This window comes from Brevundimonas sp. TWP3-1-2b1, from assembly GCF_049896165.1.
Taxonomy (GTDB): Bacteria; Pseudomonadota; Alphaproteobacteria; order Caulobacterales; family Caulobacteraceae; genus Brevundimonas; species Brevundimonas subvibrioides_B.
Genome location: NZ_JAFCTT010000022.1, coordinates 1 through 15,232, shown reverse-complemented (window position 1 = coordinate 15,232; position 15,232 = coordinate 1). Strand labels below are relative to the sequence as shown.

Below are 15,232 nucleotides of genomic sequence, written 5' to 3'. Positions count from 1 at the left end.
TGTCGATTGCGGTCGTTGCTGTTCGAGCCTGTCGCGAGGATGACGATGGAATGTGGCGCTTGCGCCCGGTGCTCAGGGCTTGAACCCGTCGACCTGCGATCGCGTCGCCGGGCCTATTCCAGGCTAGCCACCCACGTCGGACATTCGGCGAGCCCGCTCTCCGCCCCCTACTCCACCACCGCCTGGGCGATCCCGGCCAGCAGGCTCGCCGCCGTCACCGGCTTGGCCACGTGCAGGTCCGCCCCCGCCGCCAGCGCCTCATAGCGGTGCTGGGCCATGGCGTTGGCGCTCAGCATGATGATCGGCGTTCGCGCTCCGCCCCGCTCGGCCATGCGGATCGCGCGGGTGGCGGCCAGGCCGTCCATGACCGGCATCTGCATGTCCATCAGGATGACGTCGAACCGCGACCGCGCCACGGCCTCCACGGCCAGGGCGCCGTTCTCGACCGTGACCACCTCCGCCCCCGCCGAGCCCAGGATCAGCTGGACCACCCGCTGGTTGGTCGGATGGTCCTCGGCCAGCAGGACCCGCAGCGACCGCTCGGGCAGATAGAGGGGAACCGGCCCCGTCGCGACCGGCGCGGCCAGGCCGTCGTATTCCTCCAGCGCCACCACGCGCTGCAAGGGCAGGGTCAGGGTGAAGGTCGAGCCCTCGCCGGGACAGGAGCGCGCCTCGACCACCCCGCCCATCAGCTCGGCCAGGGCCCGGCAGATCGACAGGCCCAGGCCCGTGCCCCCGAACCGGCGGGTGATGGAGGTGTCGGCCTGGTTGAACCGCTGGAACAGGGTCGCGCCTGTGGCGGCGTCGAACCCTACGCCGGTGTCGGACACGATGAAGATCAGGACGCCCTCGCCGACCTCGTCTCCGCTGACGTCCCAGTCGACGGTGACCGAGCCCTCGGAGGTGAACTTGACCGCGTTGGACAACAGGTTGTTGACGATCTGGCCGATGCGGGTGCTGTCGCCCATGAAGACGCCGCGCGCGCCAGAGCCCTGACGTTCCTCGAACATCAGCCCCTTTTCGGCGGCGCGATTGTGCGACAGGTCTATGATCCCGGCCAAGGCCTCGCCGAGGTCGAACTGGCGGGATTCGAAGTCCAGCTGACCGGCCTCGATCTTGGACACGTCCAGGATGTCTGAGACCAGCCGCTCCAGCGTCACCCCGGCGCCCTGGATCAGGTCGACCATCTCGCGCTGTTCGGGGCTCAATTCCGTGCGGCGCAGGGAATCGACGATGCCGATGACCCCGTTCAGCGGCGTGCGGATCTCATGGCTCATATTGGCCAGGAAATCGGACTTGGCCCGGCTGGCCGCCTCGGCCGCGGTCTTGGCCTCGATCAGGGCCTGATCGGCCGCGACCCGGTCGGTGACGTCGCGCGCCACGCCGTAGATCCGGTCGCCGAACCGGTGGGCGCGCCATTCCAGGGTGCGATAGCCGCCATCGCGGTGCCGGTAGCGGTTGACCTGGCCCAGGACGGGATCGCCGGCCACGCGGTTTTCCACCTCGACCACGCTCTCACGCGTCGCCGGCAGGTCGTCCGGGTGGACCAGACGCAGCAGCTGCGTCCCTTCCAGCTCCTCGGCGCGCCAGCCGAGATGGGTTTCCCACGATCGGCTGACCTTCAGGATCGTGCCGTCCAGGTCGCGGATGACCAGCATGTCCAGGGTGACGTCGAAGAAGGTCGACAGTTCGGCACCGGCCACAGGGCGCGCCTCAGGCGCGGACATCGCCATCATTCCATCCATGCAGCCCCCCCCTCACGCGACTCAACCCTGACCAGCGTCAGAATAGAGCTTCAACGTTAAGAGCGCATGTCGGCGGTTGGGTCATTTTCGACCGCACCGAAGACACGGGCGAAACTTGTCTTCAGGGCCGCATCCGCCTCGTCCATCGTCCCGGGGACGCCCAGGTCCAGCAGACTGGTCACCCCGTGCTCGGCGATGCCACACGGCACGATGCCGCTGAAATGATCCAGATCGGGCTCGACGTTCAGGCTGATGCCGTGGAAGCTGACCCATTTCCTGACCTTGACGCCGATGGCGGCGATCTTGGCCTCTCCGCCTGTCATCCGGGAAGACGCGGAGCGGCGATCCGGGACGACCCAGACCCCGACCCGTCCCTCGCGCACATCGGCCGCGACGCCGAGTTCGCCGAGCGCCTCGATCAGCCATCGCTCCAGACCGCGCACGAAGCCGCGCACGTCCTTGCCCCTCTGGTTCAGGTCCAGCATGACATAGGCCACCCTCTGGCCCGGCCCGTGATAGGTGAACTGCCCGCCCCGCCCCGTCCGGTGGACCGGGAAGCGCCCGGCGTCGATCAGGTCGTCATCCTTCGCCGAAACGCCCGCCGTATAGAGCGGCGGATGCTCCAGCAGCCAGACCCGCTCGGCCGCCTCGCCGGCCGCGATCAGGGCGACGCGGGCCTCCATCTCGGCGACGGCGTCCTCGTAGGGGACATAGCCGGGCTCGACGACCCATTCGACGGGACGACCGTCGGGGCGGATCAGCGGGGAAACGGCGGCGCTTAACGGCTCGGCAAGCATGATGGCCTCAATGTGAGCGTGAGGGCCGCCAATGCAAGTTTTGCCGCCAGTACCCTCCAGCGTATCCGGAGATCCCTTGAGCCAGATCGAAGCCGTCGATGTCGAACTGTCCATCGTGCTGGGCCGCTCCGTGCTGCCCATGTCCCAGCTGCTGAAGATGGGCCGCGGCGCCGTGATACCGCTCGACGCCTCCGAACACGACGAGGTCTGGATCCTCGCCAATAACCACCCTGTCGCCCGCGGCCAGATCGAAATTCGCGAAGACCGGATCGCCATCACCGTCACCCGCCCCGCCGACCTCTACGACTTCATGGCCGGCTCGGCCTAGACGCCGCTTTATCTCTCCGCTATCAGCCCCCCTCCGATGCGAGCGGTCGTGGCGGAATTGGTAGACGCGCAGCGTTGAGGTCGCTGTGGGGCAACCCGTGGAAGTTCGAGTCTTCTCGACCGCACCATCAGACTAGGGACTAAGAATCCAGCACTACCAGGCTGATTCACATCGAGAGAGGGAGGCCCCCGCGTGAGCGAACGAACCGCCACTCTCGATCCCGACGTCAACGAAGACCACGAGGCGCTGGACGAGGACTATGTCCTGACGGCGTCCTTCGTGGAGAAGGTGGTCGACGCCGCCGACGACGGCGACGGGATGCGGCTGCGCTCCCTGCTGGAAGACCTGCACCCCGCCGACGTCGCGGACCTGATGGGTTTCCTGACCGCCGAGCATCGCGGCGTGGTGGTCCTGTGGCTGCCGCCCGAACTGCTGGCCGAGACCTTGCCGGAGCTCGACGACGGCATCCGTGAGGAGGTGCTGGAACGCGTCGCCCCGGGCACGCTGGCCGAAGCCCTGCAGGAACTGGATTCCGACGACGCCGCCGCCGTCGTCGAGGACCTGGAGGACGACCAGCGCGAAAAGGTGCTGGCCGCCATGCCGGCGACCGACCGCGCCGCGATCGAAAGCTCGCTGGGCTATGCGGAGGACTCCGCCGGCCGCCTGATGCAGCGCGAGGTCATGGCCGCGCCCCTGTTCTGGAGCGTCGGCGACACCATCGATCACGTCCGGGCCCAGGGTGAGGACCTGCCCGAGCTTTTCTTCGACATCTATGTCGTCGATCCGCTGAACCGCCCGGTGGGCGGCATTCCCATCAGCGGCCTTTTGCGCGCCGCGCGGACGGTGAAGCTGTCGGACCTGATGGAGCCGGTGAACGCCATCGCCGCCGACACCGACCAGGAAGAGGTCGCCTATGTCTTCGAGAAATATCACCTGATCTCGGCGCCGGTGGTCGATGCGTCGGGCCGTCTGGTCGGTCAGATCACCGTGGATGACATCGTCAACATCATCCAGGAAGAGAACCGCGAGGACATCCTCCGCCTCGCCGGTGTTCAGGACGAGGACCGCGGGTCTTCCGTCACCGAGATCGTGCGCGGCCGCGTGCCTTGGCTGGCCATCAACCTGATCACAGCCGTCATCGGCGCCAGCGTCATCGGCTGGTTCGAAGGCACCATCCAGCAGATCGTCGCCCTGGCCATTCTGATGCCGATCGTCTCAGCCATCGGGGGCAACGCGGGAACACAGGCGCTGACGGTTACCGTGCGGGCCCTGGCGACGCGCGAACTGAACAGCTCGAACGCGCCCAGGACCTTCATGCGCGAACTGGTCGTGGGCCTGGCCAATGGCCTGATCCTCGCCCCGCTGATCGGCCTGGCCACGGCGCTGTGGTTCCGGGACGAGGACTGGAAGATCGGACTGGTCATCGGCGCGGCCATGGTGCTGAACCTGGTCGTCGCCGCGACTGTCGGAGTCCTCACGCCGTTGACCCTGTCCAAGCTGAAGTTCGACCCGGCCGTCTCGTCCGCCGTTTTCGTCACGGCGACGACCGATTTCTTCGGGTTCCTGATCTTCCTGGGCCTCGCGACCATCGTCCTGTTGTAAGAACAAAGTCGAACGGCGCGACCCTTGCTCCCTCCCTCGTGGGGCGACCGCGCCCTGTCTCGATTTGGGTCATTACCGGTGTCCGACGCAGCCAGGCAGAATCTGAAGGTCTCCCGCGAGGGGATCGTGCTGATCAAGAGTTTCGAGGGTTTCCGGCCCCGGGCGATCCAGCGCGCCGAAGGCGGCTGGATCATCGGCTACGGCCACACGCTGTCCGCCCGCGAGGGCGCCTCGGTGTCGGAATCCGACGCCGAACTGCTGCTGCGCTACGACCTCCTGCCCGTCGAGGCGTCGATCAATGAGGCTGTCCCCGGCAACCTGAACCAGCATCAGTTCGACGCCCTCGTCAGCTTCGCCTTCTCGGTCGGCGTCGATCGTTTCGCCGGTTCCGACGTCCGCCAGCGTCTCAACGCCGGAGCGCCCGGCGAGGCTGCTGACGCCATGATGGGATGGCCCGAGCCCGCCCTGCCGGAGACCGCCCTGCGCCGCCGCGCCGCCGAGCGTGCCCTGTTCGTGGCCAATCCTTTGACGCCGGTCGCTCTGTCCGACCTGCTGTCCGCCCCCCTGCCTCCTCCCGCCGTCGTCGTTCCGTTCGACGAGCCGAAGGTCGAATCCCGGACCGAAACCCTGAGCGAACCCGAGCCGGTCCCGGCCGCCGGCGAGGACGTCTCCACTCCGGTCGACCCGCGAGCCGCCGCTGTCGCCGCCCTGCTGGGCGAATCGACCGCCCGCATCGTCCAGACCGAGGCGCCGCCCGCGCCCTCCAACGACAATCCTTCGGCCGCTGATCTGCCAGAGACGGATGCCGTCTCGCCGGAGCCCGCTGGCGAGACGGCGAGCGACGAACGACTGGCTCCCGAGGCGGATATCGAAGCCGCCCCCAGGGTAGAGATCGGGACCGCCCCGGAGCCGACGTCCACCCCCGCGCCGGTCGTCGATTCCGTGATCCTGAACGCGACCCGTTACGCGCCCTACAGCTCCGTGATGATCGGCCCCCTGCCCTTCCTTCAGGCGGCGACGGTCCACGAGGAGCCCACCGCGCCCGAGGTCCGCAAGACCGGGCCTGCGGTCGAAACGACCCTGGCCGAGGCTGTCGAGACCGCACCCGAAAACGATCAAACCGCGGCGATCGCCGAGTTGGCGGCTGTTCCGGTCGAAACCGCCGTCGTCAATCCGGCCCCGGTCGCCGAACTGGTGCTGACCCCGCTGGAGGATGCGCCCGAATCCGCCATGGAACGTCCCCTGTGGACGCCCGAGCAACGCGACGCGCCTGACGCTTCGGAAAGCAATCTGTTCGGCGAGGACCTGACCCTGACCCATGGCGGCGGCTCGATCATGCGCCACGAAATCGAGATGGAGGCTCCGGCCCGTTTCGACTGGAGCGAGACCGGCCCCTTCATCTTCATGGGCGGCGTGGGCCTGGTGTCCTTCGGCGCCTCGATGGCGGCCTTCCGCCGCGCGGCGGAACACTCCGGCGGCAACGAGCTGACCCTGATCGGCTGGGTTCTGGCCCTGATCGGCCTGGCCTGTGTCGGCGTGTCGTCGATCAACCTCTACCGTCGCTTCGGTCTGCCCGGCGGGGACTGACTCCCCCTCCCCACCCCGGTAGGGATCGTGCTACGCCGCTCGCCATGAGCATTCCGAACGCACCCCAATCGATGGAATTCGGCCTCGGCGAGAACGCCGACATGATCCGCGAGACCACGGCCCGCTGGGCCGCCGACCGCCTGGCGCCGAGGGCCGCCGAGATCGACGAGACCAACACCTTCGCCCGCGACCTGTGGCCCGAGATGGGCGAACTGGGTCTGCACGGCATCACCGTTCCCGAAGTGGACGGCGGCCTCGGCATGGGCTACCTCGAGCACGTCGTGGCGATGGAGGAAGTCTCCCGCGCCTCCGCCTCGATCGGCCTCAGCTACGGGGCCCACTCCAACCTCTGCGTCAACCAGATCCGCCGCTGGGGCACGGACGAGCAGAAACGCAAATACCTGCCGAAGCTGATCAGCGGCGAACACGTCGGCTCCCTGGCCATGTCCGAGGCCGGATCGGGCTCCGACGTCATGTCGATGCGCACCCAGGCCCGCAAGGACGGCGATCGCTACGTCCTCAACGGCGCCAAATTCTGGATCACCAACGCCCCCCACGCCGAGACCCTGGTGGTCTACGCACGAACCGGCGAGGGCAACGGCGGCGTCACCGCCTTCCTGATCGAGAAGGGCATGAAGGGCTTCAGCGTCTCGAAGAAGCTGGACAAGATGGGCATGCGCGGCTCGGACACCGCCGAACTGGTGTTCGAGGATTGCGAGGTCCCCGAAGAGAGTGTCATGGGCCCGGTCGGCGGGGGCGCCGGGGTCCTGATGAGCGGCCTCGACTACGAGCGGGCGGTGCTGGCGGCGGGTCCGCTGGGCATCATGCAGGCGGCGCTGGACGTCGTCCTGCCCTACGTCCGCGAGCGCAAACAGTTCGGCAAGGCCATCGGCTCCTTCCAGCTGATGCAGGCCAAGGTCGCCGACATGTATGTCGCCCTGAACTCGGCCAGAACCTATGTCTACGCCGTCGCCAAAGCTTGCGACGCCGGCAAGACCACCCGCTACGACGCCGCCGGCGCCATCCTCCTCGCCTCCGAGAACGCGGTGAAGGTCTCGCTGGAGGCCGTCCAGGCCCTCGGCGGCGCCGGCTACACCAAGGAATGGCCGGTCGAGCGGCTGGTCCGCGACGCCAAACTCTACGACATCGGCGCGGGCACGAACGAGATCCGGCGGTTCCTGATCGGACGGGAGTTGCTGGGGTCGTAAGTTGCACGCGAACTTTGGCAAGCCTATAGTTCGCAAGTGGCAAACCTCGACCAATATCTCTCACGCAGGCGCGGCAGTCAGGCCGAGCTTGCAAAACGATTGGGGCTCGGCGCTGGAACCCTCAGTTCTATTCGCCACGGCCAGCGACGACCATCGAGTACATTGGCGAAGCGTATCGAAGACGCCACCAACGGCGAAGTCTCGGCTGCGGCGCTTCTGGGTCTGTCAGAGACGGCCGTTGAGTTCGATCATCAGCTTGCGGCACACGATCTCGGTGACGGTCGATGGGCCGTCAATGTCGGTCCGGATGGATCTGCCGTCCTGACGCCGCAGATGGTTGAGAAGCTGGGCTTCGCATCCGGCGATCAACTCGTTTTCGTGAAGACAGCGGGATCGGTGAACGTAACATCCGCGTCTGACGCCCTAGCCCTTGCTCGCAAGATGTTCGCACAACGCGTACCTTCCGACATGGATGTGGTTGGAAAGTTTATCGCCGATCGGCGCGCCGAAGCCGCGCGTGAATAGGGCGGTCATCGACGCCTCGGTGGTGCTGGCGGCATTGAAGGGCGAACCGGGCGGTGAGCGGTTGGCGGACATGCGCGCCGGCCGGCTGATCAGCTCGGTCAATCTGACGGAAGTAGTAACCCGGTTGCTCGACCTTGAGTTTTCGGACCGGCAGGCCCTCTCGATGGTCGAGGCCCTGGGGCTGACCGTAGTCCCATTCGACGCACAGACGGCTGTTCGGGCCGGACTGTTGCGGGAGAAGACGAGGACCGCAGGTCTGTCGCTGGGAGATCGCGCCTGTCTGGCTCTGGCCGCCACCTTGTCACTGCCGGTTCTTACGGCCGATCGAAACTGGGACCGGGTGTCGGCGGACGTCGAGGTCCACCAGATCCGCTAGGCGGGAACCTCCCTTGCTGGCGTCGACTTCCTTCCGGACAAGGAGACACACTCATGCCAGCCAGATCGGCAGCACGGCAAACGGCCGCTGGCGCCGCCCTGTCGGCCAAGCGCCGCGATTGATCCGCTCGAAACCGTCGCCTTCGGGCCCTAAGGTCGCCTCATGAGCCTGACGGAGACCTCGACCGGCCGCCCCCGCCGCTTCTCCGATACGCTGGAGCGGATGGGCGCGCACGGCGGCGAGAGGCTGCATCTCGGCGAGATCGTCGAGGCGTTCGGCGAACGGGCCTTCGGCGCCGTCATGCTGCTGTTCGCCATCGTCAACATGCTGCCCTGGCCACCCGGCGGCACGACCCTGACCGGTGCGCCCCTGCTGTTCCTGTCGGCAGAACTGGCCTGGGGCCGGGACAGTCTTTGGCTGCCCCGATGGCTCGGCCGGGCGTCGGTCAAGCGGGACAGGTTCCGCACCCTCAGCGGCCGGCTGATGAAGATCATCCGGTTCTCGGAGGCCCTGTCGCGGCCGCGTCTGTATTTCCTGACCGGCCGTCTGGGTCAGGGCCTGATCGGCCTCGCCTGCCTGTGCCTGTCCGCCATACTCGTCCTGCCCGTCTTCGGAGGAAACCTGATCCCGGCCGTGGCGATCGGCTTCTTCTCGCTCGGCATCATGCAGCGGGACGGCCTGGCGGTGCTGCTGGGCTGGATCATGACAGGCGTCACGGTGGCCGTCCTCATCCTCGCCTGGAACCTTGTCGTCGCGGGCTTCACCGCCGGGTTCGATTGGTTCGGTCAGATCGTCTAGTTCTTTCGGAATGTTAAGTGGCGGTTCGTCGCCTGCGTGCATAGATCGTCATAACCCCTTGCCGAGCCCATCTCTGATGCCCGACTACGATTTTCAGAGCGACCACCGGCCATTCTCGCGGGTGCTCGACGACATTGGCGCCAAGGACGATCCGAAGCTGTATCTCGGCGAGCTGGTGAACGCCTTCGGCGAGCGGGGCTTCGGCGCCCTGATGGTCTTCTTCGGCCTGATCAACGCCATCGCCTCCCCCATCCCCGGCTCGACGACGATCCTGGGCGCGCCCATGCTGCTGATCTGCCTGCAGCTGGTCATTCGCCGCGATCAGCTCTGGATGCCCCGATGGGCGCTGAAGTCCAGCCTGCCACGTGAGAACTATCGCGCGACCATCGGCAAGGTGCGCAAGCCGCTCCAGTTCGTGGAGAAACTGTCCAGACCGAGGCTCGATTTCATGAGCAGCGAAATCGCCGAGGTCGTGATCGGCGTCGTCACGACCTTGCTGACCCTCATCGTCATGCTACCGATCTTCGGCGGCAACCTGTTCCCGTCCCTGTTCGTGGCCCTGTTCGGATTCGGCCTGATGCAGCGCGACGGCCTCCTGATCGGCGCGGCCTGGTTCGGCGTCGCCGGCTTCTGCATTTTCGTCTGGGCCGCGTGGGAGCTGATCTCCCGCCTGTTCCTCGCCAGCGCCGGCTGGTTCCTGAGTGTGAGCGACGGGGTCCAGGGGCTCTTCTCCTAGCTCAAACAGCGAGACAGAGCCTGTCCTCCGGCCGATCGAAGATCGGACCGGGGGGCGCGTCGAGCGGTAGGGCGCAACACACAGGCAAACAAAAAGGCCCGCCGGACGAATCCGGCGGGCCTCATTGTCTGACCGCGTTACGGTCGGACCTTAGCAGCCTGAAAGGATCAGGCCCGGACCTCGCAAGAGGACCAAGCTTCGGTCACCGTACGGGTTTGGGACAATGAGATCACTTGATCACCTCCTTTCGACTGTTGAACAGGGGGGTTGAAGGTAGGGGTGGTTCGGAGCTTTCGCAAAGCCCCCCTCCGCATTTCGTGATCGCCACGCTCAAGCAGCGAGCGATGACCCAACCCACGCTCGATCAGCGAAGCTCGCCGAGCCGGGCGATAGCGCCCCGGAAAGCAAAACGCCGGGGAGCGAACTCCCCGGCGTCCTGTACGCTTACTCAGCTTCTGAACAGCGACACCAGGATTTGAGGCGCCTGGTTGGCGATGCCCAGCGCCTGGACTCCGAGCTGCTGCTTCGTCTGCAGCGACTGGAGCTTGGCGCTTTCCTTCGCCAGGTCGGCATCCACCAGATTACCCACTCCGGATTCCAGCGCGTCCGTCAGTTTCCCGACGAAGGTGCGGTGGGTCTCCAGAGCCTTCGACTTGGTGCCCAGACGCGCGAGCGCGGAGGAGACGTTGTCGATCGAGGCGTTCACCAGACCCAGAGCCGTGGTGGCCAGGGTCGAGGTGCCGATGGTCGTGGTCGTCGCAACGGTGACGTTCGTCGAACCCAGCGACAGCACCTCGGGGGTGACCGTCAGCGAGCTCGTACCCGCCGCGTTGGCCAGAGCCTGGAAGCCGGTCGCGCCGGTCTTCAAAAGGTTGATCCCGTTGAAGTCGGCGTTTGTGGCAACCGTGTTGATCTGGTCGCGGATGGACTTGAAGTCCTCGTTCAGCGCCTTCCTTGATGCCGTCGACAGCGACTTGTCGGTCGCCGCCAGTGCCTTCTCCTTCAGTTGCAGCAAGAGATCCGAGATGCTCTCGCCGGCCGCCAGTCCCACGTCCACCGCCGATATGCCGCGGTCGAGCGAGGATTTCACCGCCCCCAGGGCGCCGATGTCGGCCCGTTGACCCTGGGCGATCGCCCAGATGGCCCCGTTGTCCTTGGCGCTGGAGACCTTTTTCCCGGTGTTGATCCGGGTCTGGGTCATCGCCAGATCGGCGTTGGTGGCGTTCAGGTTCTGCAGCGCGACGAGCGCGCCAAGGTTCGTATTGACCGAGTTGGCCATGGTAGAGTCCTTCCATTCTGGTCGGGGGAGCGGCCTTCTGGCCGTTGAACCGGTTCTGGTCCTGCGCGCGGTCTCGCAAGGACCGCGCCGGGCCGATCAGATTGAAAGGATTGGGAAAGTTTCGCGGCGGTCGCGGCGCTCGGCAATTTCCCGCCGGTCAGCGCCCGACTTTGCCCACCCGAACGGATCTCAGGGCGCGGGCGTAGCCTGCGGGGCCAGGCCCTGCATGATCGAACGGTTGATGTCGATCAGGGGCTCGAAATCCTCTTCGCCGCGCATGACGGCCGAGGAATGGCGGCCGACGAACAGGCTGATCGAGATGATCTGGGCCTTCAGCGGATTGTTCAGCTGGTTGTCGGAATCGGAGCAGTCGGTGGCCAGAACCGACCAGAGACGACGGTTCCAGTCCAGGGCGTCGATGCGGGTCTTCACGTCGCTCATATCGACGGTCGCGGCGTGCATCAGCGCGCGCGTGACCTGTCCGAACAGGCGGTATTCCATCTCACGCGGCGTCTCGGTACGCGTCGACGCCTGGGCGTAGGCCTTCAACATCAGGTCAGGCTTTCCTCGTAGTCGACGATCTTCCGCGCGCTCATCAGGGCCTTGTAGTATTCGCGCGCCATCACGTGCTTCGACGCCGCAACGCAGTCGACCATGACGGCCGGGTTGCGGGTGGCGCTCATGAACTCGGTCAGGCGGGTGACGAACTCGTCGTAGACCTTGGGCGCGGAGCTTTCGTCCAGGTACATCATCATGACCGGGAAATAGATGCGTTTGGCGGGCGTGGTCACGTCCTCCAGCTGCATGATGTCCTTCTCGCGCAGGACCGAGGCCTTGTTCTGCAGAATCAGCACGCCGCGTCGGTCGCCGTTCTGCACGACGGCTCCGTTCAGGACGAATTTCTCCCCCGGCTTCAAGGAAAGTTTCAACGGCATCGGCGCCCTCCTGCGTCCGCTTGATTCCGGCATAGCCGGGCGGTGACTGACGCAGGCTAAACAGCCGTAGTTAACCATGTGTTCTAGAGCGCGGCCGTATTGCCCCTTATCAGCCTTTCTCCCGCGCCGAGACCCGCCATGCCCGTCGTCGATCCCTCGCCCTCCGAACTGGCCCTGGGTCATATGCCGATGGCCCAGGGGTCGGCCGGCGACGCCGCCTCCCCAGCCGCGATCCGGCGGCTGTCGCACGCGCTCGCCGACCGCAAGGGATCCAGCCTCAAGGCCCAGAAGAAGACGATCGAATCGCTGAAGGCGGCCGTCGCCTCGATCCGGGTCGGCGACTATGACGCCGGCGCGCGCCGCTGCCTGGCGATCCTCCAGACGGATGAAAGGAACGGTCTGGCCTGGCACGTCCTGGCGATCTGCCGCGAGAAGTCCGGCCATCTGTCCGAGGCGCTGAACGCCTACGACGCGGCGCTACGCATCCTGCCCGAGGATGCAAACATCGCCCACGACCTGGCCCGCCTGGCCCAGCGTCTCGGCCACCTGGACATCGCAGAGAAGCTGCTGCGGAAATTCCTGCTGGTCGAACCCGGCCACATCGAGGGCACCAACAACCTGGCCTGCGTCCTGCGCGACCAGAAACGCTACCAGGAAGCCATCGACGCCCTGCGCGAGCTGATCCAGATCGAGCAGACCAATCCAACCCTGTGGAACACGCTCGGTACGGTCCTCAGCGACCAGGGCCAGATGAGGGAATCCCTGACCTTCTTCGACGAGGCGCTGCGGATCGACCCGGCCTTCGCCAAGGCCCGCTACAACCGCGCCAACGTCCTCCAGCCACTGGGCCGGCCTGCAGAGGCTCTGGACGATCTGGATGAAGCCTTGAAGGGCGCCGAGACCCCCTACGAGCACGCCATGATGCGGATGGCGCGGGCCATGACCCTGATGGGCCTGGGACGCCTCAAGGAGGGCTTTGACGCCTACGAAGTCAGGCTGGATCCGGAAATGCCCGAGGCGATGCACGTCGTGGTGGATGCTGCACGGTGGGATCCGGAGACCGAGGACATTCGCGGCAAACGGCTGCTGGTCGTTGGCGAACAGGGCATCGCCGACGAGATGGTGTTCGGGACCTGCCTGCCCGACGTGATCGAAGCGGTCGGCCCGGAGGGCAAGGTCTTCATCGCCGTCGAACCCCGCCTGGTCGATCTCTACCAGCGCTCCTTCCCGACCGCCGTGGTCGGCGGGCACCGGGCGGTGCGGATCGAGGGCCGCCTGACCCGCTACTGCCCCTTCATGGAGGAGGTCGCGGAGACTGACGGCAAGGCCGACTGCTGGACCCCGATGGCCAGCCTCAGCGCCGTCTATCGCCAGAGCCTGGCCGCCTTCCCGGACCGCGACGGCTATCTGACGCCCGACCCCGCGCGGGTTGCCCACTGGAAGGGCGAACTGGAAGCGCTTGGCCCGGGCCTGAAGATCGGCCTGCACTGGAAGAGCCTCGTTCTCACCGGCGTGCGCGCCCGCTACTTCTCCAGCTTCGAGCGCTGGGAGCCGGTCCTGACGGCGCCCGGCTGCATCATGGTCAACCTTCAGTGCGGCGACGTGACCGAGGACCTCGCCGCCGCCGAAGCCGCCGGGGTGAAGATCTGGACGCCGCCGATCAATCTGAAGGACGACCTGGACGACCTTGCCGCCCTGTCCAACGCGCTGGACCTCGTCATCGGTCCCGGCATCGCCGGCACCAACCTGGCGGCTGCGACCGGAGCGCGGACCTGGCTGATCCACGCTGCGGACGACTGGCACCTGCTGAACACCGACCGCTACCCCTTCTATCCGCGCGTCCGCACCTTCGCGACCGGCGGCTTCGATGGCTGGCCGAAGGCGATCGCGGCAGTGCGCGCGGCGCTCGAGCCTGGGGTCGGCTGACCTCCTGCCTTTTCCTTTGCGGGAGAGGGAGCTCGCGCAAGGTAAATGGATTTCCATGCATCCCCGCCTTCGCGCGGAGGCACGGTTTATGATGACGACAAGGCCATACCCATCAACGGATCGTCCGAATTCGTCTTTGAAAACAACCTTCGGCTCTATTTAGGGGACCTATATACGTGAGTGACCCAATGAGCCATAACGAAGAAGACAGGTCGGCACGGGCGGCCCGAGGCTACGTTGAGACGATCAGTCGTCAGGCGGCGTCTCGGGCTGTTTCGATAGCCCTCCGTCAATCACCTGAAACGTTGGGCGCTGATCAGCCCGAAGCGCCCTTGCCCAGTCCTGAATTCGATCTCTGACTGATTGTGGAGCATCTTCCAGCGCGTCAGCTTGGTCGGATATGAGGCTCGATAGGTCATCACGAGCAATAAGCTTCTGACGCATCATAGCCGCCATCAGCGCCCCGATCAGTGCTGTTGAGACATCGTTGTTGTCGGCAATCGCCTGCCAATGGGGCGGAAGATTTTCTCGGTTCATGCCAGAAAATGATCACCGTTCGCGGTTCCCGTCGATACCGCACGTTGCGAATCCTGACAGTCTCGACATGATGGCGGGATGGGGGATGACGCAGACGAGCCGCTACTAACTGTTGAGGTTTTTCGAGCAGCGTGGATAACCCCGTCCGTCGCTCTCAGGGGCTTCCCGTACCTTGATCGCAGTTCGGCCATAAGGCTTCTGCGCAGGCGTCTTGGAGCGGGTGTTCTTCAAGCCGCCTGTGAGGCAGTAGTGGTGACCGAAAGAGGGGCCGAGCTAGAGAGGCTTGGACTCAATGCCGTACCGACAGGTGTGTGGTCGCAGGTTACATCGGAGGAGACTGGGTCATTCTGGACGGACGGAGACTTGGATTTCTACGAGTTGAACTCGGCAGGCTATCCATCTGACTTAGGCAAGCTATGGCAGTTTTTCGGTGTTCGATTAGATCCAGACCAGCTTGAGGTGACGGCAGGTTTCCATCCTCAGTCACCAAAGGCACAGGCAACCGCACCTGTGACAGCGGCATCGTCCGCAGTGGGACGCCCTCGCAAGGAGTATTGGGAGCCGCTTCTTGTTGGCATAATTGGACAGCTTCACAGCGGCGATTTGCAGCCAAAAAGGCAGGCGGACATTGAAGCCGCCATGCACCAGTGGCTTTTGGACAACGGCCATTCCGGCAGCGAGGCGCAGGTCCGAACAAGAGCTAGATCCGTTTGGGATCAGGTGAAGCCTTGAGGTGTCAATCGGCGTCCAAAAGGGACCCCCTATAGGCGTGCAATAGGGACCCCCTTTTGGTGTTCTGGATGGACGTCACGAGCGCACCGCTTGCGAGGGTTGGGGCGTAGGGAGGGCGTAG

At 65.6% G+C, this 15,232-nt stretch carries 16 protein-coding genes and 1 tRNA gene; 11 read left to right on the top strand and 6 right to left on the bottom strand.

All coding sequences use genetic code 11. From position 1 onward, the window contains the following. Positions 1–167: 167 nt before the first annotated feature. Both ACP7AB_RS16245 and lipB read right to left on the bottom strand, forming a co-directional pair. Positions 168–1,727 (bottom strand): ATP-binding protein, encoded by a 1,560-nt coding sequence (locus ACP7AB_RS16245; protein WP_426046190.1) that lies wholly within the window; start codon positions 1,725–1,727, stop codon positions 168–170. A 74-nt stretch (positions 1,728–1,801) separates the two neighbouring features. After that, on the bottom strand, positions 1,802–2,542 hold the full coding sequence (lipB, locus tag ACP7AB_RS16240; protein ID WP_425987588.1) for a lipoyl(octanoyl) transferase LipB: 741 nt from the start codon (positions 2,540–2,542) through the stop codon (positions 1,802–1,804). Positions 2,543–2,618: 76 nt separating this feature from the next. Here lipB and ACP7AB_RS16235 point away from each other — a divergent pair, with 76 nt between their 5' ends. The 9 genes from ACP7AB_RS16235 to ACP7AB_RS16195 all read left to right on the top strand — a co-directional run bounded on the left by ACP7AB_RS16235 (position 2,619) and on the right by ACP7AB_RS16195 (position 9,702). Beyond that, the gene (locus tag ACP7AB_RS16235; protein ID WP_425987590.1) at positions 2,619–2,870 is read left to right on the top strand and encodes a FliM/FliN family flagellar motor switch protein; all 252 of its coding nucleotides are present in this window, start codon (positions 2,619–2,621) and stop codon (positions 2,868–2,870) included. A gap of 42 nt (positions 2,871–2,912) precedes the next feature. Further along, positions 2,913–2,997 (top strand) — tRNA-Leu (locus tag ACP7AB_RS16230). Positions 2,998–3,062: 65 nt separating this feature from the next. Then, the gene (mgtE, locus tag ACP7AB_RS16225) at positions 3,063–4,472 is read left to right on the top strand and encodes a magnesium transporter (protein ID WP_425987592.1); all 1,410 of its coding nucleotides are present in this window, start codon (positions 3,063–3,065) and stop codon (positions 4,470–4,472) included. A gap of 78 nt (positions 4,473–4,550) precedes the next feature. Further along, positions 4,551–6,059, top strand: a complete 1,509-nt coding sequence (locus ACP7AB_RS16220) for a glycoside hydrolase family protein (RefSeq protein WP_425987594.1) — start codon at positions 4,551–4,553, stop codon at positions 6,057–6,059. 44 nt (positions 6,060–6,103) lie between these two features. Continuing rightward, positions 6,104–7,267: an acyl-CoA dehydrogenase family protein gene (locus ACP7AB_RS16215; RefSeq protein WP_425987596.1), complete on the top strand. Its 1,164-nt coding sequence runs from the start codon at positions 6,104–6,106 to the stop codon at positions 7,265–7,267. A gap of 36 nt (positions 7,268–7,303) precedes the next feature. Beyond that, positions 7,304–7,792: a helix-turn-helix domain-containing protein gene (locus ACP7AB_RS16210; protein ID WP_425987598.1), complete on the top strand. Its 489-nt coding sequence runs from the start codon at positions 7,304–7,306 to the stop codon at positions 7,790–7,792. After that, a complete protein-coding gene (locus tag ACP7AB_RS16205; RefSeq protein ID WP_425987600.1) occupies positions 7,785–8,168 on the top strand; it encodes a type II toxin-antitoxin system VapC family toxin in 384 nt (127 codons plus the stop codon). Before ACP7AB_RS16210 ends, ACP7AB_RS16205 begins: the two co-directional genes overlap by 8 nt. Positions 8,169–8,330: 162 nt before the next feature. Continuing rightward, positions 8,331–8,966, top strand: coding sequence for an exopolysaccharide biosynthesis protein (locus tag ACP7AB_RS16200; protein ID WP_425987602.1), 636 nt, complete (start codon positions 8,331–8,333; stop codon positions 8,964–8,966). 76 nt (positions 8,967–9,042) lie between these two features. After that, positions 9,043–9,702: an exopolysaccharide biosynthesis protein gene (locus tag ACP7AB_RS16195; RefSeq protein WP_425987604.1), complete on the top strand. Its 660-nt coding sequence runs from the start codon at positions 9,043–9,045 to the stop codon at positions 9,700–9,702. 448 nt (positions 9,703–10,150) lie between these two features. On the opposite strand, the gene ACP7AB_RS16190 is transcribed toward ACP7AB_RS16195, so the two are convergent. The 3 genes from ACP7AB_RS16190 to flbT all read right to left on the bottom strand — a co-directional run bounded on the left by ACP7AB_RS16190 (position 10,151) and on the right by flbT (position 11,916). Continuing rightward, positions 10,151–10,981 carry a flagellin gene (locus ACP7AB_RS16190; RefSeq protein ID WP_425987606.1) on the bottom strand — a complete coding sequence of 277 codons (831 nt, stop codon included), beginning with the start codon at positions 10,979–10,981 and terminating at the stop codon, positions 10,151–10,153. 189 nt (positions 10,982–11,170) lie between these two features. Next, positions 11,171–11,536 (bottom strand): flagellar biosynthesis regulator FlaF, encoded by a 366-nt coding sequence (flaF, locus tag ACP7AB_RS16185; protein WP_425987647.1) that lies wholly within the window; start codon positions 11,534–11,536, stop codon positions 11,171–11,173. Beyond that, positions 11,533–11,916 carry a flagellar biosynthesis repressor FlbT gene (flbT, locus tag ACP7AB_RS16180; protein ID WP_425987607.1) on the bottom strand — a complete coding sequence of 128 codons (384 nt, stop codon included), beginning with the start codon at positions 11,914–11,916 and terminating at the stop codon, positions 11,533–11,535. The genes flaF and flbT overlap by 4 nt, the downstream gene beginning before the upstream one ends. Positions 11,917–12,054: 138 nt before the next feature. Between flbT and ACP7AB_RS16175 the strand changes: the two genes are divergently transcribed. Next, positions 12,055–13,842, top strand: a complete 1,788-nt coding sequence (locus ACP7AB_RS16175) for a tetratricopeptide repeat protein (RefSeq protein ID WP_425987608.1) — start codon at positions 12,055–12,057, stop codon at positions 13,840–13,842. 246 nt (positions 13,843–14,088) lie between these two features. On the opposite strand, the gene ACP7AB_RS16170 is transcribed toward ACP7AB_RS16175, so the two are convergent. Further along, positions 14,089–14,379 (bottom strand): hypothetical protein, encoded by a 291-nt coding sequence (locus ACP7AB_RS16170; protein WP_425987609.1) that lies wholly within the window; start codon positions 14,377–14,379, stop codon positions 14,089–14,091. A gap of 363 nt (positions 14,380–14,742) precedes the next feature. Between ACP7AB_RS16170 and ACP7AB_RS16165 the strand changes: the two genes are divergently transcribed. Continuing rightward, complete coding sequence (locus tag ACP7AB_RS16165) at positions 14,743–15,111, top strand: hypothetical protein (RefSeq protein ID WP_425987610.1); 369 nt, start codon at positions 14,743–14,745, stop codon at positions 15,109–15,111. Positions 15,112–15,232: the final 121 nt, after the last annotated feature.